The organism is Micromonospora sp. CNZ285 (assembly GCF_004637285.1).
In genome coordinates this window covers 6,411,716-6,433,550 of sequence record NZ_SPQD01000001.1, presented here as the reverse complement: position 1 = coordinate 6,433,550, position 21,835 = coordinate 6,411,716, and the positions used below count along the sequence as shown (strand labels likewise).

18 protein-coding genes are annotated in these 21,835 nt (G+C 72.8%); 3 read left to right on the top strand and 15 right to left on the bottom strand.

From position 1 onward, the window contains the following. The first annotated feature begins 16 nt into the window (after window positions 1-16). On the top strand, window positions 17-1,024 hold the full coding sequence (locus tag CLT75_RS29815) for an RDD family protein (RefSeq protein WP_135243449.1): 1,008 nt from the start codon (window positions 17-19) through the stop codon (window positions 1,022-1,024). A 7-nt stretch (window positions 1,025-1,031) separates the two neighbouring features. On the opposite strand, the gene efeB is transcribed toward CLT75_RS29815, so the two are convergent. The 14 genes from efeB to CLT75_RS29745 form a co-directional block, all read right to left on the bottom strand. After that, window positions 1,032-2,354, bottom strand: a complete 1,323-nt coding sequence (gene efeB, locus CLT75_RS29810) for an iron uptake transporter deferrochelatase/peroxidase subunit (RefSeq protein ID WP_135243448.1) — start codon at window positions 2,352-2,354, stop codon at window positions 1,032-1,034. Next, window positions 2,351-3,481: an iron uptake system protein EfeO gene (efeO, locus tag CLT75_RS29805; RefSeq protein ID WP_135243447.1), complete on the bottom strand. Its 1,131-nt coding sequence runs from the start codon at window positions 3,479-3,481 to the stop codon at window positions 2,351-2,353. The genes efeB and efeO overlap by 4 nt, the downstream gene beginning before the upstream one ends. A gap of 28 nt (window positions 3,482-3,509) precedes the next feature. Continuing rightward, window positions 3,510-4,436, bottom strand: coding sequence for an iron uptake transporter permease EfeU (gene efeU, locus CLT75_RS29800; RefSeq protein WP_135243446.1), 927 nt, complete (start codon window positions 4,434-4,436; stop codon window positions 3,510-3,512). A gap of 185 nt (window positions 4,437-4,621) precedes the next feature. Further along, entirely contained in the window at window positions 4,622-6,121 is a 1,500-nt protein-coding gene (gene ahcY / locus CLT75_RS29795) for an adenosylhomocysteinase (RefSeq protein ID WP_135243445.1), read from the bottom strand. A 288-nt stretch (window positions 6,122-6,409) separates the two neighbouring features. Further along, window positions 6,410-7,570 carry a mannose-6-phosphate isomerase, class I gene (manA, locus tag CLT75_RS29790; protein ID WP_135243444.1) on the bottom strand — a complete coding sequence of 387 codons (1,161 nt, stop codon included), beginning with the start codon at window positions 7,568-7,570 and terminating at the stop codon, window positions 6,410-6,412. Between the two features lie 3 nt (window positions 7,571-7,573). Next, on the bottom strand, window positions 7,574-8,596 hold the full coding sequence (locus CLT75_RS29785) for a cation diffusion facilitator family transporter (RefSeq protein WP_135243443.1): 1,023 nt from the start codon (window positions 8,594-8,596) through the stop codon (window positions 7,574-7,576). 28 nt (window positions 8,597-8,624) lie between these two features. Then, complete coding sequence (locus CLT75_RS29780; RefSeq protein ID WP_135243442.1) at window positions 8,625-9,821, bottom strand: SIS domain-containing protein; 1,197 nt, start codon at window positions 9,819-9,821, stop codon at window positions 8,625-8,627. After that, on the bottom strand, window positions 9,818-10,024 hold the full coding sequence (locus CLT75_RS29775; protein WP_013284195.1) for a Trm112 family protein: 207 nt from the start codon (window positions 10,022-10,024) through the stop codon (window positions 9,818-9,820). The genes CLT75_RS29780 and CLT75_RS29775 overlap by 4 nt, the downstream gene beginning before the upstream one ends. A 201-nt stretch (window positions 10,025-10,225) precedes the next feature. Further along, the gene (locus CLT75_RS29770; protein WP_135243441.1) at window positions 10,226-11,173 is read right to left on the bottom strand and encodes a hypothetical protein; all 948 of its coding nucleotides are present in this window, start codon (window positions 11,171-11,173) and stop codon (window positions 10,226-10,228) included. 105 nt (window positions 11,174-11,278) lie between these two features. Beyond that, on the bottom strand, window positions 11,279-11,998 hold the full coding sequence (gene nfi, locus CLT75_RS29765) for a deoxyribonuclease V (protein WP_135243440.1): 720 nt from the start codon (window positions 11,996-11,998) through the stop codon (window positions 11,279-11,281). 19 nt (window positions 11,999-12,017) lie between these two features. Beyond that, window positions 12,018-12,461, bottom strand: a complete 444-nt coding sequence (locus CLT75_RS29760) for a hypothetical protein (protein ID WP_135243439.1) — start codon at window positions 12,459-12,461, stop codon at window positions 12,018-12,020. Continuing rightward, a complete protein-coding gene (locus tag CLT75_RS29755) occupies window positions 12,458-16,684 on the bottom strand; it encodes a toxin glutamine deamidase domain-containing protein (RefSeq protein WP_486485378.1) in 4,227 nt (1,408 codons plus the stop codon). The genes CLT75_RS29760 and CLT75_RS29755 overlap by 4 nt, the downstream gene beginning before the upstream one ends. A gap of 24 nt (window positions 16,685-16,708) precedes the next feature. After that, complete coding sequence (locus CLT75_RS29750; protein ID WP_135243437.1) at window positions 16,709-17,065, bottom strand: hypothetical protein; 357 nt, start codon at window positions 17,063-17,065, stop codon at window positions 16,709-16,711. A gap of 3 nt (window positions 17,066-17,068) precedes the next feature. Continuing rightward, on the bottom strand, window positions 17,069-17,482 hold the full coding sequence (locus CLT75_RS29745; protein ID WP_135243436.1) for a YbaB/EbfC family nucleoid-associated protein: 414 nt from the start codon (window positions 17,480-17,482) through the stop codon (window positions 17,069-17,071). 78 nt (window positions 17,483-17,560) lie between these two features. Between CLT75_RS29745 and CLT75_RS29740 the strand changes: the two genes are divergently transcribed. Beyond that, complete coding sequence (locus CLT75_RS29740; protein ID WP_135243435.1) at window positions 17,561-18,796, top strand: SUKH-3 domain-containing protein; 1,236 nt, start codon at window positions 17,561-17,563, stop codon at window positions 18,794-18,796. Window positions 18,797-18,811: 15 nt separating this feature from the next. On the opposite strand, the gene CLT75_RS29735 is transcribed toward CLT75_RS29740, so the two are convergent. Beyond that, a complete protein-coding gene (locus CLT75_RS29735; protein WP_135243434.1) occupies window positions 18,812-20,251 on the bottom strand; it encodes an aldehyde dehydrogenase family protein in 1,440 nt (479 codons plus the stop codon). Between the two features lie 142 nt (window positions 20,252-20,393). Here CLT75_RS29735 and CLT75_RS29730 point away from each other — a divergent pair, with 142 nt between their 5' ends. Continuing rightward, complete coding sequence (locus tag CLT75_RS29730) at window positions 20,394-21,830, top strand: gamma-aminobutyraldehyde dehydrogenase (RefSeq protein ID WP_135243433.1); 1,437 nt, start codon at window positions 20,394-20,396, stop codon at window positions 21,828-21,830. Window positions 21,831-21,835: the final 5 nt, after the last annotated feature.

Below are 21,835 nucleotides of genomic sequence, written 5' to 3'. Positions count from 1 at the left end.
CCCCCGTTCGGCGTCCATGGTGTTCACTGTCGGGGTGCGCGCGCAACCTCCCCCACCGCCCCGTTGGGGCGATGCCGGTCTGGTCAGCGGCGAGGCGGTGGAGCTGGACGTCCGGGTGGCCCGGCTGGGCTCCCGCGTGCTCGCCCTGCTGATCGACGCCGTGATCCAGGTCGCGCTGTTCCTGGTGCTCGGCGCGGTGCTGGCGATGGCGGCGCTCGCGCTGCTCGGTGACTCCCTCGACCTGGCGCTGGCCGGCGCGCTCCAGGTCGTGCTGATGGTGCTGGTCCTGCTCGGTTATCCGGTGACGATGGAGCGCTTCGCCGGTGGCCGGACGGTGGGCAAGCTGGCAGTGGGGCTGCGGGTGGTACGCGCCGACGGCGGCCCGGTGGGTGTGGGCCAGTCGCTGACCCGGGCGCTCGTGGGCGTCGCGGTGGAGTGGCCCGGGCTGGTGCTGCCGCTGCTGAGCTGGGTCGCAAGTGTCACGGTGATGCTCACCGACCCGCGCGGTCGCCGGCTGGGTGACCTGGTCGCCGGCACGCTGGTGGTGCACAGCCGCGGCGCCGCGCTGTGGCGGCCGCTGCCGCCGGCCCCGCCGCCGCTGCTGGCCTGGGCGGCCACGCTCGACCTGACCCGGTTCGACGACGGGCTGGCGCTGGCCGTCCGGCAGTACCTGGACCGGCTCCCCCAGCTCGCCGAGCCGGACCGTTTCCGGCTGGGCCGGGCGCTGTGGTCGGAGGTCGCCGCGGTCACGTCGCCGCCTCCGCCGTGGGCCGCGCCGGACTGGGTCTACCTGTCCGCCGTCCTGGCCGAGCGGGGGCGCCGGGCGGCGCTGCGGCTGGGCCGGGCCCGTGCGGTCACCGCCACGCTCTGGCCGGAGCTGGTCCCGGCGTCGGCCGCCGTGCCGCACCCTGCCGCCCTGCGTCCCGCCGCGCCGGTGGACGGCCGGTTGCGGTCAGCGGCGCCGGTCACCGGCCGGTTGCGGTCCGCCGCACCGGAGGCCGGCCCCGATCCGGTACGCCGCTGAGCCGGGCTCAGGCGAACAGCGCCCGCCCCCACCAGTCGGCCGCGTCGCGTACGCCGGGCGGGCAGGCGAACAGGCCGCTGGAGACGTGCCGCAGGTATTCGTTCATCGCGTCGTTGCGCGCCAGCCGGGTCTGGATCGGCACGAACTGCCGGCGCGGATCCCGCTGGTAGGCGATGAAGAACAGACCGGCGTCGAGCCGGCCCAGCCCGTCCGAGCCGTCCACGAAGTTGTAGCCGCGGCGCAGCAGCCGGGCGCCGCCGTTCGCGTCCGGGTGGGCGAGTCGTACGTGCGCGGTGTCGGCGATGAGCGGCTCGCCGTCGTCGCCCTTCGCGGCGAAGTCCGGCTCGTCGAACTCGTCCCGGCGGCCCAGCGGCGCACCGCTGCCCTTGGTCCGGCCGACGATCATCTCCTGCTCGGCCAGCGGGCTGCGGTCCCACGTCTCGATCAGCATCCGGATCTTCCGGGTGACCAGGTACGAGCCGCCGGTCATCCAGTCCGGACCGTCGCCGGGCTGCACCCAGAGCTGGTCGCGGAGCAGGCCGGCGTCCTCGGCCTTGAGGTTGGCGGTGCCGTCCTTGAAGCCGAACAGGTTGCGCGGGGTGGCCTGGTCCCGGGACGTCGACGAGGTGCGCCCGAAGCCGAGCTGCGACCAGCGGACGCTCACCACGCCCATGCCGATCCGGGCCAGGTTGCGGATGGCGTGCACCGCCACCTGCGGGTCGTTGGCGCAGGCCTGGACGCAGAGGTCGCCACCGGACAGCTCCGGCTTGAGCGCGTCCCCGGCGAAGTGCGGCAGGTCGGCCAGCGCGGCCGGTCGGCGCGCGGCGATGCCGAAACGGTCCCGGCCCTGCGCGTCGCGGAACAGCGTCGGCCCGAAGCCGACGGTGAGGGTGAGCTGCGACGGGGGCAGTCCGAGCGCCTCGCCGGTGTCGTCCGGCGGAGCTTCCGGCATGCCGCCGACCGCGCCGATCACCCCGGCGTCCTTGCCGGCGGTCATCCGGGCCGCGGCGGCGGTCCACTCCTGGAGCATGGCAACGAGCCGGTCCCGGTCCTTCGTGACCACGTCGAACGCGACGAAGTGCAGCCGGTCCTGTGCCGGGGTGGTGATGCCGGCCTGGTGCTCGCCCAGGAACGGCACCGAACCGGCGGCGGATCCGGTGGCTGAGGCCTCGTTCCCGCCGGCGAGCAGCGCGCCCGCGCCGCCCGCCACCCCGGCGACGCCTGCCACGCCGACGCCGGCCAGGGTCATCGCCCGGCGCCGGGACAGGCCGCGGCCGGCCCGCTCGCGGTTCGGCTCGCTCGTCGCGTCACCGGCGGCCGGGCCGGTCATCGCGCGACTGCCGCCGCGACCTTGCTGACCGGCTCGGCCAGCGCGTTCACCGCGTCCGACAGCTCCTTCAGCTCGTCCTTGCCGAGCTGGGTGTGCAGCTTCCAGCCGTCGCCGGCGCGGTGCCTGCCGAGCGTGGCCTCCACGTTCGCGAACTCGCTGTCGAGCTGCTTCACCAGGTCGGGCGCGCGCTGCTCCAGCGCCGGGCGCAGCGCCGCGATGGCCGCCTTCGAGCCCTCCAGGTTGGCGTTGAAGTCCCAGAGGTCGGTGTGCGAGTAGCGCTCCTCCTCGCCGGTGATCTTGCCGCTGGCGACCTCGTCGAGCAGCGCCTTGGCGCCGTTGGCGAGCTGGAGCGGGGTGAGCTTCTCGGCGTCGGCCTTGGCGACGATCGCCTTGACGTCGACCAGGAGCCGGTCCGCGATCGGGCCGTCCTTGCTGACGTCCCCGGTGGTCCAGAGGTCCTTCTCGATCCGGTGGAAGCCGGTGAACTCCATGCCCTCCTCGACCACCTCCTCACGACCGTCGATCTTCGGGTCGAGGTCGCCGAAGCTCTCCGCGACCGGCTCGATCCGCTCCCAGTAGGTGCGGGCCACCGGGTACAGCGCCTTGGCCTTCGCCACGTCGTTCGCCTTCACCGCGGCCACGAACTCCTCGGTCTTGGTCAGCAGCGCGGCGGTCTGGCTGCGTACGTACCGCTGGTAGCTCTCGGTGGCCTGGGTCAGCGCGGCGTCGGGGGCGACGGTCGCGGCGGTGCCGGAGACCTTCAGCGCGCCCCGGATGCCCCGGCCGCTCATCCCCGGCTTGCAGGCCGTCTCGTACGTGCCGGCGGTCAGCTCGACCCGCAGCTCGCGGCTGAGCCCGGGGGCGATGTTCTCCACCTCGCCCATCACCCGGTCACCTGCGGCGTAGACGTAGAACTCGTTGACCTTGGAACCGGTGTTCGTCACTTTGAAGGTCACCTGACCGGCGTCGATCTCGGTGTCGCCGACCTCGCAGGCGGTGTCGGTGGCCTTGACGGCGATCGGCCCGCCGTTCGTGGCGTCGGCGTCGTCACCGCCCCCGCAGCCGGTCAGTCCGGCGACGGCGAGCAGCCCGGCGGCGGCGGGCGCGACGAGTCGAGTGGTACGCATCGTGCGGGGTCTCCTCGGGAACGGTGATTCAGGCGCGGGGGGACGGAACGGCGGCGACGTCGGCCGGCGCGTCGGACGTGTCGGCTGCGGGCGCGGCGGCCGGGACCGGCTCGGCGGACCGGGCCGGCTTCGCCGGCTGAGCGGGCTTGGCCGGCTTGCGCAGGAAGAGCACGAGCACCGGCACCGCGTACGCGACCCAGGCGGCCAGCTCCAGCACCGTCGGCGCGGCGGTGACGTTGAACATGCCGGCGAGCAACGTGCCGTACCAGGAGCCCGGGTCGAGCGTGTTCGAGATGTCGAAGGCCAGGTCGTTCAGGCCGGGCAGCACGCCCGCCTCCTGGAAGTCGTGCACGCCGTACTTGAGGATGCCGGCGGCGACCAGGATGAGCAGCGCGCCGGTCCAGGTGAAGAACCGGCTCAGGTTGATCCGTACCGCGCTGCGGTAGAGCAGGAAGCCGATCACGACGGCGGTGGCGATGCCGCCGGCCAGGGCGAGCAGCGAGCCGGGCCCGGTGCCGCCGGCCGCGCTCTCGGCGGCGGCGTAGAAGATGAGCGCGGTCTCCAGGCCCTCGCGGATCACCGCGAGGAACGCCATGCCGGCCACGGCCAGGGAGCCGACGGCGAGCGCGTCGGTGAGCTTGCCGCGCAGCTCACCGGCGATGGTGCGGGCGGCCCGGCGCATCCAGAAGATCATCCAGGTCACGAACACCACGGCGGCGACCGACGTGATCGCCTCGAACAGCTCGCGCGACTCGGAGGTGCGCAGCAGCGAGGTGGAGGTGTACTGGATCAGGGAGCCGAAGCCGACGGACAGCGCCACGGCCAGGCCGACGCCGGCCCACACCTGCGGCAGCCGGTCCCGGCGCTGGGACTTGACCAGGAAGGCGACGAGGATGCTGACCACGAGCGTCGCTTCCAGGCCCTCGCGCAGGCCGATCAGGTACGTGGCGAACATGGAGACTCCGTAGTCAGGCTTGCCTCAGTTAACTTAGGGCAGCCATACCTTGCTCCTGTTCACAGCAAACGTCAAGCTGATCCGGGACGTCACCCGGTTCGACATCCGCCGGACTCCCCCCGTACGCGAAAAGGACCGGGACGGCCGCGCGGCGGCCGACCCCGGTCCTTCCGGGAGCGTGGAACTCAGTAGCGGTAGTGGTCCGACTTGAACGGGCCCTCCGGGGAGACGCCCAGGTAGGCGGCCTGCTCCTTGGTCAGCGTGGTCAGCTTCGCGCCGAGCGCGTCCAGGTGCAGCCGGGCGACCTTCTCGTCCAGGTGCTTGGGCAGCACGTAGACGCCGATCGGGTATTCGTCGGTCTTGGTGAACAGCTCGATCTGGGCGATCGTCTGGTTGGCGAACGAGTTCGACATCACGAAGCTCGGGTGGCCGGTGGCGTTGCCGAGGTTCAGCAGGCGGCCCTCGGACAGCACGATGATGGCGTGGCCGTCGTCGAAGCGCCACACGTCGACCTGCGGCTTGATGTTCTCCCGGGTCACGTCGCTGCGCTTGGCCAGGCCGGCCATGTCGATCTCGTTGTCGAAGTGGCCGATGTTGCCCACGATGGCCTGGTGCTTCATCCGGGCCATGTGCTCGTTGGTGATGACGTCGAAGCAGCCGGTCGCGGTGATGAAGATGTCGGCCTGCTCCACCACGTCGTCGAGCGTGGCGACCTGGTAGCCGTCCATCGCCGCCTGCAGCGCGCAGATCGGGTCGACCTCGGTCACCACGACCCGGGCGCCCTGGCCGCGCAGCGACTCGGCGCAGCCCTTGCCCACGTCGCCGTAGCCCATGACGACGGCCATCTTGCCGCCGATCAGCACGTCGGTGGCGCGGTTGATGCCGTCGATGAGCGAGTGGCGGCAGCCGTACTTGTTGTCGAACTTGCTCTTGGTCACCGAGTCGTTGACGTTGATGGCCGGGAAGAGCAGCGTGCCGGCGCGGTGCATCTCGTAGAGCCGGTGCACGCCGGTGGTGGTCTCCTCGGTGACGCCCTTGATGCCGGCGGCGATCCGGGTCCAGCGCTGACCGTCCTCGGCCAGCGAGCGGTGCAGCAGTTCGAGGATGACCGCGTACTCCTCGGAGTCGGCGGACTCGACCGGCGGCACGACGCCGGCCTTCTCGAACTCGGCGCCCTTGTGGACGAGCAGGGTGGCGTCGCCGCCGTCGTCCAGGATCATGTTCGGGCCCTGCCCGTCGGGCCACGCCAGCACCTGCTCGGTGCACCACCAGTACTCCGGCAGCGTCTCGCCCTTCCAGGCGTAGACCGGCACGCCCGCCGGGGCCTCCGGGGTGCCCTCGGGGCCGACCACGATCGCGGCGGCGGCGTGGTCCTGGGTGGAGAAGATGTTGCAGGACGCCCAGCGGACCTGCGCGCCGAGCGCGACCAGGGTCTCGATCAGGACGGCGGTCTGCACGGTCATGTGCAGCGAACCGGTGATGCGGGCGCCGGCCAGCGGCTGGGCCTCGGCGAACTCACGCCGGATCGCCATCAGGCCGGGCATCTCGTGCTCGGCGAGCCGGATCTCCTTGCGCCCGAAAGCGGCGAGCGACAGATCCGCCACCTTGTAGTCGCCCTCGGCGAGGGTGCTCGGCCGGGCCTGCGACGACGCGCCGCTGGAGGCCGCCGGGAGGGTGCTGGTCATGGAAGCTCCTGTCGAACGATGGTGGTGCGCAGCCTTCCACCTTACGCTCGCGGACCACTCGACCCGTGCCCGGTTGGCCGACCGCGCAATCGGCCGGTCGGCGGACAGCGCACGGGGCGGTCGGTCGTGAGCGGACTCTCCACTCACGGCCCGGCCGCCCCGCGCATCCCCCCGGTTTGGTTCCCCCGCACGTCACCGGACCTTCGTCGCGACAACGCTGCGTACCCACAGAGTCACACCACGCAGGGTGACCGTCAAGCCGTTTCGGGAAAGTCGGACTTGTCCGGGTCAGTGCATGCCGCAAGTGGCGACGAACGCCTCGCCCGCCCCGCTCACCGCCAGCGGGCCACCGGCCGCCGTACCCACCGCGGCCTGACCCGCGTCCAGCGTCACCGACCCCACGCCGTCGTCGACAGTCAGCTTCCCGGCCCGGCAGAGCACCACCCGCGGCCCGGGCAGCGTCAGCCGCACACCCGCCGACCCGGCGGCCACCTCGACCCGGTGCAGCGCGAAGTCCTCCACCGGCACCGGCCAGGTCAGCACGCCCGGCTCCACCTGCTCCGGCCGCAGCACCGGCCGGGTCAGCACCTCGAACCGGAGCACCCGCAGCAACTCGTCCACGTCGACCCGCTTCGCGGTGAACCCGCCGCGCAGCACGTTGTCACTGGCCGCCATGATCTCCACGCCGGTGCCGCGCAGGTAGGCGTGCAGATTCCCGGCCGGCATCCAGATGCCCTCGCCGGGCGCCAGCCGGACGTGGTGCAGCAGCAACGCCACCACCACGCCCGGGTCGGCCGGATAGCCGGCCGCCAGCGTGCGGACCAGTTCGGCGTCCGCCGAGGCCGGCCCGGCCTCCGCCGCCGCCAGCACGGCCGCCACCAGCCCGGCGCGCTCCGCCTGCGGCCAGCTCAACAGCAGGCGTACCGCCTCCCGCAGCCCCGCCGGCCCGTCACGCAACGCCGCCACCACAGGTTCCAGCACGGGTACGCCGAACGCGGCGATCGCCTCCGCCGACTCCCCGGGGTCGCGGAAGCCGCACAGCGCGTCGAACTCGGAGAGCGCCACCAGCAGTTCCGGCTTGTGGTAGGGGTCCACGTAGTTGACCCGCCCCACGTCGGCGGCGTGCCCGGCGCGGGCCTGCTCGGCGTCCGGATGCGCCTGGAGGCTCAGCGGCGAGTCGGCGGCGAGCACCTTCAGCAGGAACGGCAGCCGGGTGCCGAACCGGCCGACCAGCCGCTCACCCAGCCAGTGGCCCGGCTCGGCCACCAGCAGGTCGGTGAGGCTGACCGGCCGGCCGTCGCGCTGCACAGTGGCCGGGGCGCCCGGGTGGGCGCCCAGCCACAGCTCTGCCTCCGGCCCGTTGCTCGGCACCGGCCGCCCCTGCAACTCGGCGATCGCGGTGCGCGAGCCCCAGGCGTAGTCACGGATCCGGCCCTGCAACAACTCCATCGGTCAGCTCCCGGGCCGCCCGGCGACCTCGTCGGTCGCGTGCGTCCCACCGGTGGTCACGGCCTCCGGGACGGCGGTGTCCGCCGCCTGTCCGGTGCCGGCCTGCTCGGCGGCGGGCGAGTAGATGTCCGGCTCCAGGTAGATCACCCGGGCGGTCGGCACCTCACGCCGGATCCGCGCCTCGACCGCGTTGATGTCGCGGGCCAGGTCGTGGGCGGTCTCCCAGGCCGGCACCGCGATCTTCGCGGCCACCATCAGCTCCTCCGGGCCGAGGTAGAGCGTCTTCATGTGGATGATCCGCTCGACCTCGGGACCGTTCGTCACGGCCTGCTCGATCTTGTCCAGCTCGCTCTGCTCGGCGCCCTCGCCGAGCAGCAGGCTCTTGGTCTCGATCGCCAGCGTGATCGCGATGATCACCAGCAGCACACCGATCATCGCGGTGCCCGCCGCGTCCCACATGCCGTTGCCGGTGATCAGCGTCATGCCGACGCCGAACAGCGCGAAGACCAGACCGACCAGGGCGCCGAAGTCCTCCAGCAGCACCACAGGCAGCTCCGGGGCCTTGGCCCGGCGGATGAACCGGATCCAGGTCTGCTTGCCCCGGACCAGGTTCGACTCCTTGATCGCGGTACGGAAGGAGAAGCTCTCCATCACGATCGCCGCCACGAGCACCGCCACCGGCACCCACTGCCAGCTCTCGATCGGGTGCGGGTCGGACGCCTTGTGGTACGCCTCGTAGAGCGCGAACAGACCACCGATGCTGAACAGCACGATCGCCACGATGAAGGCGTAGATGTAGCGCTCCCGGCCGTACCCGAACGGGTGCTGCGGCGTGGCCTGCCGCTTGGCCCGCCGGCCGCCGATCAGCAGCAGGCCCTGGTTACCCGAGTCGGCCACCGAGTGGATCGACTCGGCCAGCATCGACGACGAGCCGGTGAGGGCGAACGCGATGAACTTGGTGACGGCGATACCGAGGTTCGCCGCCAGGGCGGCGACGATCGCCTTCGTGCCCCCGTTTGCGCTCATTCCCCGCCTCGCTCGATGCCCCGTGTGCTCACTGGTTAGACAGCTCCTTCATCTCCGTGATGGCCGGTACCGCCATCGGGTCCAGCCCGTGTGCCAGGGCCAGGTAGATCGAGGCGAAGTCGGGGACCGCCACCAGCGACGCGAGCCGCTCCAGCGCGGAGCCGCCCTCGGCGGTCACCACGTCGCAGCGCACCCCGCGCCGCTCGGCGAGCGTCTGCACCGCGTCCGCGCGGCGCTCCTCGACCGCCAGCGGCTCGTCGGTGTCGTCGTCGGCGTTGAGCCCGCCGTCGCGCAGCAGCACCAGCCGCAGCCGGGTGCCGTCGGGCTCGTCGTCGCCCGGGTCGGCGAAGATGTCCCGCTCGCCCTCGGCCAGGCCGCCGAACACCCCGTCGAGCAGGCCGACGCGACCCCGGCCCGCCTCGCCCAGCGCACCGGCGACCACCGGGTAGCGGGCGTTCGCGGACAGCGTGTCACCGAACCGCCGGGCGGCCACGGTGGCCAGCGGGGACGAACCCCACACGATCGGGATCGAACCGGACAGGCCCAGCGCCAGCGACTTCGCCGGGTTGACGAAGGACTCGGCGGTCGGCCGGCATCGATCGGCGTCGGCGTCCAGCCGGGCCGCCGTCTCGGCCAGATCCGCCTCGTTGACCTTCACGAGCCCGAGGGTACGGGCGGCCAGCAGAACCGGCACGGTGAGCGCCCAGAGGCTGGCCCGGGCCGGCGCGCGCCGGGGCACCGGGATGAACGGCGCCCGGGCCCGCTCCGCCACGGACTGGAGCTGCGAGTCGGGCGCGCCGACGGCGACCAGCCGGGCGCCGCGCCGGTGCGCCGCCTCGGCCGCGCCCAGCGCCTCCGGGCTGCGACCGGACGCGCTCACCGCGATGACCACGTCCGCCGCGCCCACCCAGCCCGGCACGCCGGCGCTGCGGTGCGGGATGACCGGCACCGGGCAGCGCGGCCCGGCGACGGTGGCCAGCACGTCACCGGTACGCCCGGCGGTGCCGATGCCGGCGATGACCACCGCGCGGGGTCGTCCGTCGTCGGCGAGCACTGTCAGGTTCGCCTCGGCGGCCAGCGCCGCCGACTCGCGCACCTGCGCGCCGGCGGACGCGGTGAACCGGAGCATGCCGCCCGGATCCCGCTCGGAGAGCTGCGCCGCGTCGTCCAGCAGGGCCTCGTCCGCGTGCCGGTGGCCGCTGACCCCGGCCGTACCCTCCATCACCGCGACGACCCGCCCCGCGCGTCGTCGGCGGCAGGTCCACCGCGCGCCTCGTCCAGCAGGAGCACCGGGACGTCGTCCCGGACCTCGAAGATGCGACCGCACTCGGTGCAGGTGAGCGTCTGCGCCTGCGCGTCGTAGTCGAGCGGGGCGTGGTGCGTGTCCGGGCAGGCGAGGATGTCGAGCAACTGCGGGTCCAGGGCCACGGCGCGGCTCCTTCCACGTATGCGGTCTCACCGGTCGGCGGTGCCGATCGGCGCACGCGATCTTATCGGCCGAGCGGCCCCGGCACCGGGCCCCGTTCGGCCCCCCGGTGTTCCGTCCTCCGGTCGGGCAGGTGGCGGCTGCCGGGTCACGGCATGACCACCCACCGTCACGGTAACCCCGGGAGCGGGTCGGGTTCCGGCTCAGTCCGGCAAGCGGGGCAAGACGCTCGTCGCGTCCCCCGCGGGCGGGGCCGGTGGCGTCGGGGCGGACGCGGGCGCGCCGTACACGTTGCCGGCCGGGCGGGGCGGCGTCGCGCCCCCGTACACCGTGGGGGCCGGCCCGGGCGCGCCGGAGCGGTAGGTGGTGGTGCTGCGCGGCAGCGGGACCGGCGGGAGGCCGGCGTCCGCGCCGCCGCCGCTGCGGTCGGCGCGGTTGCGGCGCAGCAGCAGGACGATGAGGGCGGCGCCGACGAGCACCAGCCCGATACCGAACCACATGATCATGGAACCTCCGAACGACGAGTCGTCGGCCGCGGCGGTGGCCGGGGCGACGGCGGCGGCGACCGGCGACGTGTCGGTCGCCTCGGCCGCCGTGGTCTCGCTCGCGCTTGGCGTCGGCGAGGGCTTACGGGACGGGGTGGGGCTCGGCGTCGGCGCGCCCACCAGCCGGGCCGACCCGCCGGCCCGGCCGAGCACGTCGCCGTTCGCGGCGCTCGCCTCACCGGCCAGCTCCAGCCGGCCGCCGACGGCCCCGGCCAGGAAGGACACCCGGTAACGCACGGTGACGCCCTTGCCCTTGCACAGCGGCCGGTCGACCGGGGCCACCGCGGCGGTGGCGACGGCGCCGCCGTCCCCGGAGACCTGCACCGGCACCCATCGGCCGCCGGACGCCACCTGCACCCGGACCTGGTCGGCCCGCAGGCCCTCCAGCCGGAGCCCGACAGCGGTCCGCAACTGCACGCAGCCGTCCGTCCGCTTGCGCACCTCGACCGCCACCGTCCCGGGCGGACCACCGGCGGTGAAGCTCTTCGCCGAGCGCAGTCCCACCCGGTCGTCCCGGGCCGACGCCGGTGACGCCGGGACGGCGATCAGGCCACCCAGCAGCGCGCCGACCATGGCCCACCGCGCCGCGTGCCGCCCTGCCGACATCTCCACCTCACCGTTGCGTCCGGACCGGATCCGCCGGTCAGGTTACTACCGGTCCCTCCGGGCACCCGCGCATCGAGCACGCCACATGTGTGCAGCGCCACGCGATCACCGCCCGCCCAGGTCACCGCCCGACGCGCCTGCATCGGCGAGCGCCCGCCGGCACAGCCGGTCGGCCGTACGGGTGGTCTCTGGCAGCCGGTACCGGGGCGTCAGAGCCAGTACCCGCTCCACCGCGTCGTCCAACCCCATCCGGTGTCCCACGCTCACGAAGACCGGCCGGACACCGTCCTGAGTCCGCAGTACCCGCCCGACCACCTCGCCCTCGTCGCACAGGTCGGCACTGTCGCCGCGCGCGGGACCGGGACCCGTCCACGAGCCGGCCAGCGGCGTCTTGCCCACCCCGATCGTCGGCAGCCCGGTCACCAGGCCCAGGTGACAGGCCAGCCCGAACCGGCGCGGGTGCGCCAGCCCGTGCCCGTCGCAGACCAGCAGCTCGGGACGGACGGTGAGCCGGTCCAGCGCGGCGAGCAACGCCGGCATCTCACGGAACGCGAACAGCCCCGGCACGTACGGGAAGGCGGGCCGCCCCACGCACACCGCCTCGTCCACCACGTCGAGGGTGGCCGCGTCGAGGACCGTGACGGCCGCCGCGAGCAGGTCACCGTCCTGCGCGTACGCCACGTCCAGGCCGGCCACCGTCGCGGGCGCGGCAGGACCGGGCCCGACCAGGTCCACCCGGGACCGCAACTCCTCCTGTACGCGTCGCGCCTCCGCCACGTCGGCGGGCGGCACGTAGGGCACGGGTGGGCCGTCGGTGGAGGACATGGCGTTTCCGGGCCGCTTTTCAGGAGGCGGTGGACGCGATGGTGGGGTCGGCGGCGGGGTCACCGGCCTGCTGGAGCTGCTCCTCGAACATCACGAAGGTCCGCCGCCGGATCCCCTTGATCAGCGCCTGCTCCTGCGGCGTCGGGTACCGGCGTTCCTGCTGGAGCGTGTCCTCGATCGCCCGGACGGTTTCGTAGAGCGCGAAGATCGGCCCGTCGCCACTCAGATAGCGACCTCGCTCATGCTCAGTGAGTTGTACGAATTCATCCCGCGAGATCTCACTGATCTCGTCACCGCCGGTGAAGAGCACTTTGTCGATGAGATTGTTGGCCTCACGCCAGCCCCCTGTGTCCTTGGAGAGCCTCCAGCCTGCGACGCCGCCATCGGCCGTGGCTACGAGCTTAAGGGGGGAGTCGAAGTAATCGAAGAACTTCGGCAGCCGCAAGCCCTCTACCTGACTCACCGCGGTGGCTCCTCCCCAAGACTCTCTTGCACCTTGCTCCAGTAAGCGTTCTGCACTCGCCAGAGGAGTCCGTCCCGAATCGCACGTTCCCCCTGTGTCAACGGCCTGCCCTCGATCTCTGCCACCGCGCTGAGGTCGCGCCGAACCTCGTACAACGAATGCTCCCACTCTGCGATGTCATCGAGCGACACCAGGTGCAGCCGAAGCTCTCCCACATGGCCGTTCGACATCCGGAGGTTCAGCAGTAGGTCCCGATAACCGCTCGCCTGGGGATTGAGGAAACGATCCTTGATGTGCAGAATCACGACCTCCGGGTCGGCTGCTAGACGGCCGAGTGCCTGGTAAACCGCATCGACGCTGTCGAACTGCACTTTGGCGCCGGCTAAGTCCTTGAGCTGGGACGCGTCATTCTCGTACTCACCTTCCAGCTTGTCGAGGACACGCTCTCGGCTCTTGGGCTCGGTCCGCCAGCCCGGTGTGCCACCGTGTGCAGCCAGCTTGATGGCGAGCCTGTTCAGCTCCTGCTGGGCAACCACCGCATCCGCATACAGCCGGTCAACGTATGCAAGGCGGTAGACCTCATCATGACGTCGCCTTTCATCAAACCCAGGTTGCAGTCTCGACTGACGGCGGGATGCGACCGAATCGACGAGTCGACGCTGCTCGTGAGTGATGGGCGTCGGTTGAGGCGTCAATGGTTCATGCGATATGACCGCATCGACCCCACGGACCGCGATGTCGTCGATGACCTCGCCGAGTACGTCGATGGCCTGTTGGTGGCTGGCCAGGTGATGCAGGGTCAGCGGCCGGGCGGTGAGCGAGTTGGCGAGTTCCGGCGTCGTCAGGATCATCCGGACCAGGTCGGGCCGCTCCGCGAGCTGCCGCACCAGCGTCTCGGCCAGCAACTCCTCGCGTCGCGGCGGCGCCTCCCAGCTCTGGTCGAGCATCCGCTGCACACGCGGGTCGGCGAACAACCGGGTGAGGTCGGCCGCACCACTCTCGTCCAGCCCCGGTACGAGCCGCCGCAACGTCGGCGCATCGGCGTGCTGCGCCAACTCGACAGGTGTCACCCCGGCGGCGAAGGCGGCGTCGAGGTTCCCTCTCTCCGCCAGCGCGTCGCGTACGTAGAGCCCGGCGGCGATCCGGTCGGCGTGTGCCTGCCGGTGGTCCTCGCGTACCCGGTCGGGTTCCGGCTCGACGGGCGGCGCGCTGCCCGGCATCGGTCCGTCGGCGCGGCGGTGGATGGTCGTGGACTCGCCGAGCAGATGGACGTGGTTGAAGTCCGGGACGGGTCCGTCGGCGATCGGCGGCGGGGCCGGCGGCCGTGGCGGCGCCGGACGGGGCAGCGGCTCAGGCAGGACGTTGTAGGTGCCGGGTGGGCGGCCGGCGAGCGGCATCGGGCGGCCGTCGGGGCCGAGCACCAGAGCGTCGACGCCGACCACGTTGCCGCGGGCCGGACGGCCGCTGTGGTGGTAGATCGGCCGGTCCGCCACGTCACCCGTCTGCGGGTCGAGGAAGAGGATCGTGCCGTTCTGGTTCAACGCCACCCACGCGTGCGATCCGCCGCCCTCGAAGCTGGTGATGAGGAACGCGTAACTGCCGTGACCGCCCGACGCGAGCTGCGCGTACAGGTCCCGGTAACCGCCGTCCACCAACAGCTGCCGCTGCCGGCCGGTGACACCGGGCCGGTCCGGCGGGCAGAGGTTCTGGAACCGGCCGCCCGTCGTCTGCTCGACGCGAAGCGGCCCGTCCGCCTCCCCGCCCACCGGCCGGTTCACGTCGCCGTTCAGGTAGCCGTCGAACGTACGCGGCGCCGCGACGCGCGGGCGTCCGTGGACCCAGGTCTCGAACAGCGACAGCGTGCAGTCGAGGCAGTTGATCCCCCGGGTGGCGTCGGCCGCCGGGCCTCCGTCGTTCGCGAGGCGGAACCATCTGCCGCGCCGGGGATCGGCGGTACGGGTCACGCTGCCGTCGGGGTTGCGGGGCATCTGCCGTTCGAGGTCGGTCTGGTGCAGCGCCAGCGGGGGCCGGAGTCCTCCCCGGCGGCCGTAGGGCCGGGACCTGTCGATCGGCTCGGGGTGCCGGTGACCGGTGAGCGCGGAGTGGTCGGCCGTCTCCACCGCGCCGACGGCCAGGTCCGCCACGTCGTCGTTGATGCGGTAGAAGTCGAGGTCGTCCTCGACCATCACCTCGCGCGGCAGACGCTGGCCGGCACGGACCGCCTCCACCTCGTCGACGGCTCGGTAGTGCAGGCGTTCTCGCCGCCGGCCCTCCCACACGTGCCTGTCGGCGAGCTCGTGCCGCCCGGCTTGGCGCAGTTCGTGGGCCTGCATGAGGAGCCAACGCGCCGCCTCGTAATGCTGTTCGGCGAGATCACGCAGCTCCCTGATCTGCGCCTCCCGTCTGTTCTCCTCGTGCAAGGCACGCTGGGACTGCAGATAGCCCTGGTAGCGCCGCCGGTCCAGACCCTCCCGATCGGCCTTCAGCCGCGCGGCGCGCTGCTCAGCGGTCTCACGGGACCACGCCTGGACATGGGGCGGGCCCGGGTGGGGCCCCGGGGCGTCGGTAGGAGGGCGATGCGGAGCCAATGCCTCCAGCAGCGGAAAACGGGGGTTCGGCCCCGGCCGGGGCTCGGGCCCGACGGCCGGCGCTCCCGGCTGCGGCCCCGTCTGCGGGCTGACCGGTGAGACCGGAGGCGGTCCCGCCTGACCTCCGTTGCTGACGGGGGCGGCGCGGTCCGCCGTTGGTGGCGCCGCGATCTGCGGGTGGTCGGCGGGCGGTGCAGGGAGTGTCGCCGGTGCGGCTGCCGCCTGAATCGGGTTGGTCGAGGACGGCGTGGGGTGGTCGACCGGCGTCGCCACCGGACCCGCGCCGCTGTGGACTCCGGGCGCGGTCGACGGGGGCGTGGCGACGGGCGCTTCCGTGATCATCGAGGACAACGTGGGGCTCGTGGTGACCGTCGGACGTGCCACGTCGTGCGGGACGACATCGCCGAGCGGCGGCGTCGTCGTGGGATCCGGCGCCGGGCGGGGCAGGTCCACGGCGAGCGGGTGCGGACCGGCGGCGTGGGGCGTGACGTGTGCGGGTGTCACGGGAACGGCGTCGGCGATCGTGTCGCCGCCCTGGACGATCGGCTCGGCGACCCGCTGGGCCGGGATCAGCCCGACGGGATCGGCGGCGACCGGCACGTCCAGGCCGACCGGGGACACCGTCAACCCGCTCAGCTGCCCGTCGAGGCGGCGTTGCAGTGCCGAGTCCGCCTGGTTGGTGGCGGAGCCGGTGGCGCCGGAGGCAGCCGCGCGCGCCAGATCCTCCAGGGACGGCCCCTGGCCGGTCGCCAGACCCGCCGCGGTCTCGGCGAGCGTCTCCCCGCCCATCTCCCGCCCGAACCGCTCGCCGATCTCCGCGAACCGCCCGTTGGCGTGCCGGCCCAGCCCGGCCAGCGGCGCGACAGCGCCGCCGGCGAATCCACCGAGAGCCGACGTGCTGACGTCGGTCAGGTCGAGGCCGTCCCGCCTGCCGGTGGAGTTCTGGTACGCCTGCGTGCCGAGGCTGGTGCCCGCTTCCTGACCGGCCTCCAGTAGGCCGCCGATCGCGGCCCGCCGGGCCAGCTTGCGGGCACCGGACTTGGCTGCCTCCTTCGCGGCCCGTTCGCCCGCCTCCTTGAGGCCCTGCTTGACCGCCTTGCGGGCGAGCTGGGCCACCAGCCGCTTGAAGATCTGCTGCACCACGACCCGCGTGGCGGTGATCGCGGCGGCCGCCGCCGGTGAGGCGGCGCCCAGGGTGAGCACTGTGGCGACCGCCAGGGACAGCAACTCGACGACCAGGATGCCCAGCTCGATCCAGGCTTCTAGCTTCGCGCCCTCGATGTCGCAGCCGCAGGAGTCGACCAGACGCGCCAGCTCGTCGGTGGCCGCGACCAGGACGTGCAGCGGCGCGTCCTCACCCTCGGCGAGCTTGTGCCACGCGGTGTTGAACGCGCCGGCGACCAGGCCGACTCCCCCGTACCCGCTCTTGACCTCGCCAGCGGCGGTGATCGCGTCGTCGCGCGGACGGGTCAGGACGCCTGCCACGCCGTACCACTGGTCGGCCAGGTCCCAGACGGCGCGCTCGTCGCCCTCCGGCCATTCGACGCCGACCACCCAGTCGAGCGCCTCGTAGATCCAGCCGGGCAGGTCCCATGGGCAGAAGTCGAGCGGGTGCGGGATCGGGCTGGGCAGCATGCTCACGCGCGGGTCCTCCGGTGGTCAGCGCCGGGGCCGATGGGGGTTGTGCCCTTGCTGCGGGATCGTCCCGAGGTCACGGGCGTTGCTCAGGTCCGTCTCCACGGTGGCCGTGACCGAGCGGACGACGTCCGACCCGAGCACCTCCAGCGACCGGCCGAGAAGCTCCCACGCACGCAGCAGCGTCTCGGCGTAGCCCTGGTAGTGCTTGTCGAACGCGGCGCCGATGTCGTCGCGGCCCCAGGGCCGCTGGGCGCTCGCGGCGGCGATCGGCTCGCCCGTCTCCCGCCGGGCCGCGCTCACCGCCCGCCCCGACAGCGCCAGGTCAGCGCCGCCGCGGCGGGCCCGGTCCGGGTCCAGCCAGATCTCTCCCCCGGCCACCTCTCACTCGCCGCGGGCCAGCACGGAGTCGGCCCGGCCAAGCAGCGCGCCGAAGTCATGGGTACGCAGGAACTCGACCGACGGAGAGCCCGGCGGCAGGTAGCCGGCGACCAGCTCGCGGGTGGCGGTGGTCGCCGCGGTGGAGGCGCGCAGCACGGTTTCGGTGATCTTCCGGCTCAACGCCCGGGCGTCCCGGTCGTGGAACGCCGCCGGGCTCACCTCGACGCTGATCAGCTCGCCTCGCGCGCCGACGATCGCGGTCACCTGACCGTCGTCGGAGCGTTCGGTGACCCGCAGGTCGGCCAGCTTGGTCTGGAGTTCGTCCAGACCGGACCGCAAGCGCTGGTATTGGCCGTACACCTCGTCGAATCGCGCGCGCAGTGCACGGTTCGCATCCCGGTCCGCACTCTCGGCCACCGTCGCTCCCCTTCCGTCACCGTGGGTAGGGCCGACCATACCGGGTGCCACGAAATCCGTGGGGTCCGGTAATTTCAGGTGGTGATCGAGCGACAGCAGGCCGAGCAGATCGCCTCGGTGTGGGCCCGGCGGGACTCCGACCGCCTCGGTTTTCCCTGCACGCCGGAGGTCGAGGAGTTCGACCTGGGCTACGTGGTGAGTTCCATCGTGTCCACCGAGGCCCGGGCGCTCCCCGGCGACCTGCCGACCACTGTCATCGACAAGGAGACCGGCGAGGTGTCCACGTGGCCACGGGTGCCGGCCGCGGCGGTCGAGCGGATGTACCGGCAGCGGCGTCCGGCCGAACCGCGCCCGCCGCGTACCGTCGATCCGGCCGCCCAGCTGCTGCGTGAGCTGACCCGCCTGCCCACGCCCGGCGCGGCGGCGCACCTCACTGTCGACGGCCGGCAGCACGTCGCGCAGGGCGCGAAGGGTGAGATCGAGGTACGCCACCATCCGCTGGTGCAGTCCTATCTGGACGAGCTACCCGCGGGGCATCTGGTACGCGGCGGGGAGCGGCACGCCGAGATGATCGTCGTCTCGGACGCGCTCTACGAGCACGACCACCGCCGAGCCGCCGAGGGTCTGCCGCCGCTGTCCATCGAGGACGCGCGCGACCTGCTCGGCAGCAGCCGAATCGAGGTCCATCGCAGTCGTGAGCCCGGCGACCCCCAGGGCGGACAAGCGGATCTTCCCTGCGACTCGTGCGTCCGGTTTTTGGTGCGGTTCGCGGTACTGCCGTGGTCCGACCTCGCCTTCGTGGAGGAATGGCGCCCGGAGCCGCGCGAGGTCATTCAACCCGGGCGGTTTCCCGACGAGGTCGCCCACGCCCTCATGGACGGCGGCTGGCAGATCAGCATGTTCAACGAGGCACTCGCGATGGGTGCGATGACCGAGACGAAGGCGGTCGCGGGACAGCATCACCGGCACGAGGCGTTCCCCGCCGCCGAGGCGGCGCTCACCGCGTTCCCGGCCGTCCTGAGCCGACGGCGCGGGCCCGGCGAGCAGGTCTGGATCAGCCGGTTCACCACGAATCCGCTGCGGGCCGCCCACACCGCCGACTCCCTCGCCGACTTCGCCGCCGTCCTGGGCGCCCGTCTCTTCCCGCTCGGCAGCGAGCGTCAGGAGAGCATCCTCGCGGTCGACGAGCACGGCCGCGTCTTCGCCCTCGACCAGGCCGGCGAGTGGTTCCTCGGCGCCGACATCGACGCCGCCCTCACCACCCTGCTGCTCGGCCGCGCCCCCGCCCGGGTCCGCGACGACGGCACCTGGTGAGCCGAGTACGAGTGATCAGAGGGCCACGCCGGTCAGCACCGTGACCCGCGGCTCGGTGTAGTCGTCCATCGCGCTGCGCAGCCCTTCCCGCCCGACTCCGGAGCCCTTCATGCCGCCGTACGGCATCTGGTCGGCCCGGTACGACGGCACGTCCCCGACGATCACGCCGCCGACCTCCAGCGTGCGGGCGGCGTCGAAGGCCACGTCGAGCCGGTGGGTGAAGACGCCGGCCTGGAGGCCGTACGCGGAGTCGTTGACGGCGGCGAACGCGGCCCGGTCGTTGACGACCGGGGCGACCACCAGCACCGGTCCGAACACCTCTTCGGCGCACACCTTCGCGTCGGCCGGTACGCCGCTGAGCACAGTGGGCGGGTAGGTGGCGCCGTCGCGCCGCCCGCCGGTCTCGATGACGGCGCCGGCGGCGACCGCCTCGTCCACCCAGGTCTCGACGCGCTGCGCCGCCTCGACCGACACCAGCGGGCCGACGTCGGTCAGCTCGGATCGCGGGTCGCCGGTGCGCAGCGCCTGTACCGCCGCGACGAGCCGGGGCAGGAAGCCGTCGTAGAGCCATTCGTGCACGTAGACCCGCTGCACGGCGATGCACGACTGCCCGGCCTGGTAGTTGGAGAACGTGGCGATGCGGTGCGCGGCGAAGGTCAGGTCCTCGTCCGCGGCCCAGTCCTCGCAGATGACCGCCGCGGCGTTGCCGCCGAGTTCCAGCGTCACGTGCTTGTCCGGCGCGGCCCGGCGGATGGCCGCGCTGACCGGTCCGGAGCCGGTGAACGACACCACCGGCAGCCGCGGGTCGGTGACCAGGTCGGCGGCGCGCTCGTTCGGCAGCGGCAGCACCGAGAACACGCCCTCGGGCAGGTCGGTCTCGGCCAGGATCTCGCCGAGCAGCAGCGCGGTGAGTGGTGTCGCCGGGGCGGGCTTGACCACGATCGGGGTGCCGACGGCGAGCGCCGGGGCGACCTTGTGGGCGACCAGGTTGAGCGGGAAGTTGAACGGCGTGATGCCGAGCACCGGCCCGCGCGGCACGCGCCGGACCAGGGCGATCCGCCCGGTGGCGGCGGGGTCGGTGTCGAGCCGTTGCAGTTCGCCGGAGAAGCGGCGGGCCTCCTCGGCGGCCCAGCGGAACGTGGAGACCGCGCGTCCCACCTCGGCCTTCGCCCATTTGACCGGCTTGCCGTTCTCGGCGGTGATCAGCGCGGCGACCTCGTCGGCCCGCTCGGCGAGCCGGCGGGAGACGTGGTCCAGGGCCGCCGCGCGGGCGTGCGCGGGCAGGGCCGCGGCCTCCGCCGCCACCCGGGCGGCGCCCGCGACTGCGGCTTCGACCTGGTCGGCCGTGGCGAGCGTGGTACGCCCCACCGGCTGCCCGTCGTACGGGTGGGTGACTGTCAGCTCGTCCTCGCCGTGGGCGGGGCGACCGGCGACGTAGAAGGCTCTCGGCTCCACGACCGGCAGCCTAGACCACAAGCGCCCACGCGGAAACAGTTGCTCAAACCCTTGTCTGCCTCGGATTTAGTAGCCAAGATGGCAGTCAGATTGCGATAACCTCCGCTGACCCTCCCCCCGGCCACCTTCTCGGAGACTTCTGATGAGCGACCAGCAGCAGCTGCGCAACTTCGTCAACGGCGAGTACGTCGACCCGGTGGACGGCGGCTACGCCGACCTGATCGACCCGTGCACCGGCGAGGTCTTCGCGCAGGCCCCGGTCTCCGGCGCGGCGGACGTGGACGCGGCCATGAAGGCCGCCGCCGCCGCGTTCGAGACCTGGCGGGACACCACGCCGGCCGAGCGGCAGCGGGCGCTGCTGAAGTTCGCCGACGCGGTGGAGTCGCGGGCCGCCGAGCTGGTCGACGCGGAGGTCCGCAACACCGGCAAGCCCCGGCAGCTCACCGCCGACGAGGAGCTGCCGCCGGCGGTGGACGAGCTGCGCTTCTTCGCCGGGGCGGCCCGCCTGCTGGAGGGGCGCTCGGCAGGTGAGTACATGGCCGGGCACACCTCGTACGTGCGGCGCGAGCCGATCGGCGTCTGCGCCCAGGTGACGCCCTGGAACTACCCGCTGATGATGGCGGTCTGGAAGATCGCCCCGGCGCTGGCGGCGGGTAACGCGGTGGTGCTGAAGCCGTCGGACACCACGCCGGTGTCCACGCTGCTGCTGGCCGAGATCGCCGCCGAGCACCTGCCCCCCGGCGTGTTCAACGTGGTCTGCGGCGACCGCGACACCGGCCGTACGCTGGTCTCCCACCCGACCCCGCAGCTCGTGTCGATCACCGGCTCGACCCGCGCGGGCATGGAGGTCGCCGCCGCGGCGGCGCCGGACCTGAAGCGGACGCACCTGGAGCTGGGCGGCAAGGCCCCGGTGGTGATCTTCGACGACGCGGACGTGGCGGCGGCGGCCGAGGCGATCGCGATGGGCGGCTACTTCAACGCCGGTCAGGACTGCACGGCGGCGACCCGCGTGCTCACCGGTCCGGGCATCCACGAGGACTTCGTGGCCGCGCTGACCGAGCAGGCCCGCAACACCCGCACCGGCGCGCCGGACGACGCCGACGTGCTCTACGGCCCGCTGAACAACGCCAACCAGCTCGCCCGGGTGAGCGGCTTCGTGGACCGGCTGCCGGACCACGCGAACGTCACCACCGGCGGCGCCCGGGTCGGCGAGCGCGGCTTCTTCTACGCCCCGACAGTGGTCTCCGGCGTCCGCCAGACCGACGAGATCATCCAGGACGAGGTGTTCGGGCCGGTCATCACCGTGCAGCGCTTCTCCGACGAGGACGAGGCGGTGCGCTGGGCCAACGGCGTGGACTACGGCCTGTCCGCCTCGGTGTGGACGCGCGACCACGGCCGGGCCATGCGGATGACGCGGCGGCTGGACTTCGGCTGCGTCTGGGTGAACACGCACATCCCGTTCGTCTCGGAGATGCCGCACGGCGGCTTCAAGCACTCCGGCCACGGCAAGGACCTGTCGGTCTACAGCCTGGAGGACTACACCCGGGTCAAGCACGTCATGCACAACATCGAGGGCTGATCCCC

Coding starts and splice junctions, on each gene's coding strand:
- efeO (WP_135243447.1), bottom strand. CDS start 3,481: ATGCGTACCACTCGACTCGTCGCGCCCGCCGCCGCCGGGCTGCTCGCC.
- efeB (WP_135243448.1), bottom strand. CDS start 2,354: ATGACCGGCCCGGCCGCCGGTGACGCGACGAGCGAGCCGAACCGCGAG.
- ahcY (WP_135243445.1), bottom strand. CDS start 6,121: ATGACCAGCACCCTCCCGGCGGCCTCCAGCGGCGCGTCGTCGCAGGCC.
- nfi (WP_135243440.1), bottom strand. CDS start 11,998: ATGTCCTCCACCGACGGCCCACCCGTGCCCTACGTGCCGCCCGCCGAC.
- CLT75_RS29785 (WP_135243443.1), bottom strand. CDS start 8,596: ATGAGCGCAAACGGGGGCACGAAGGCGATCGTCGCCGCCCTGGCGGCG.
- efeU (WP_135243446.1), bottom strand. CDS start 4,436: ATGTTCGCCACGTACCTGATCGGCCTGCGCGAGGGCCTGGAAGCGACG.
- CLT75_RS29815 (WP_135243449.1), top strand. CDS start 17: ATGGTGTTCACTGTCGGGGTGCGCGCGCAACCTCCCCCACCGCCCCGT.
- CLT75_RS29770 (WP_135243441.1), bottom strand. CDS start 11,173: ATGTCGGCAGGGCGGCACGCGGCGCGGTGGGCCATGGTCGGCGCGCTG.
- CLT75_RS29730 (WP_135243433.1), top strand. CDS start 20,394: ATGAGCGACCAGCAGCAGCTGCGCAACTTCGTCAACGGCGAGTACGTC.
- manA (WP_135243444.1), bottom strand. CDS start 7,570: ATGGAGTTGTTGCAGGGCCGGATCCGTGACTACGCCTGGGGCTCGCGC.
- CLT75_RS29755 (WP_486485378.1), bottom strand. CDS start 16,684: ATGCTGCCCAGCCCGATCCCGCACCCGCTCGACTTCTGCCCATGGGAC.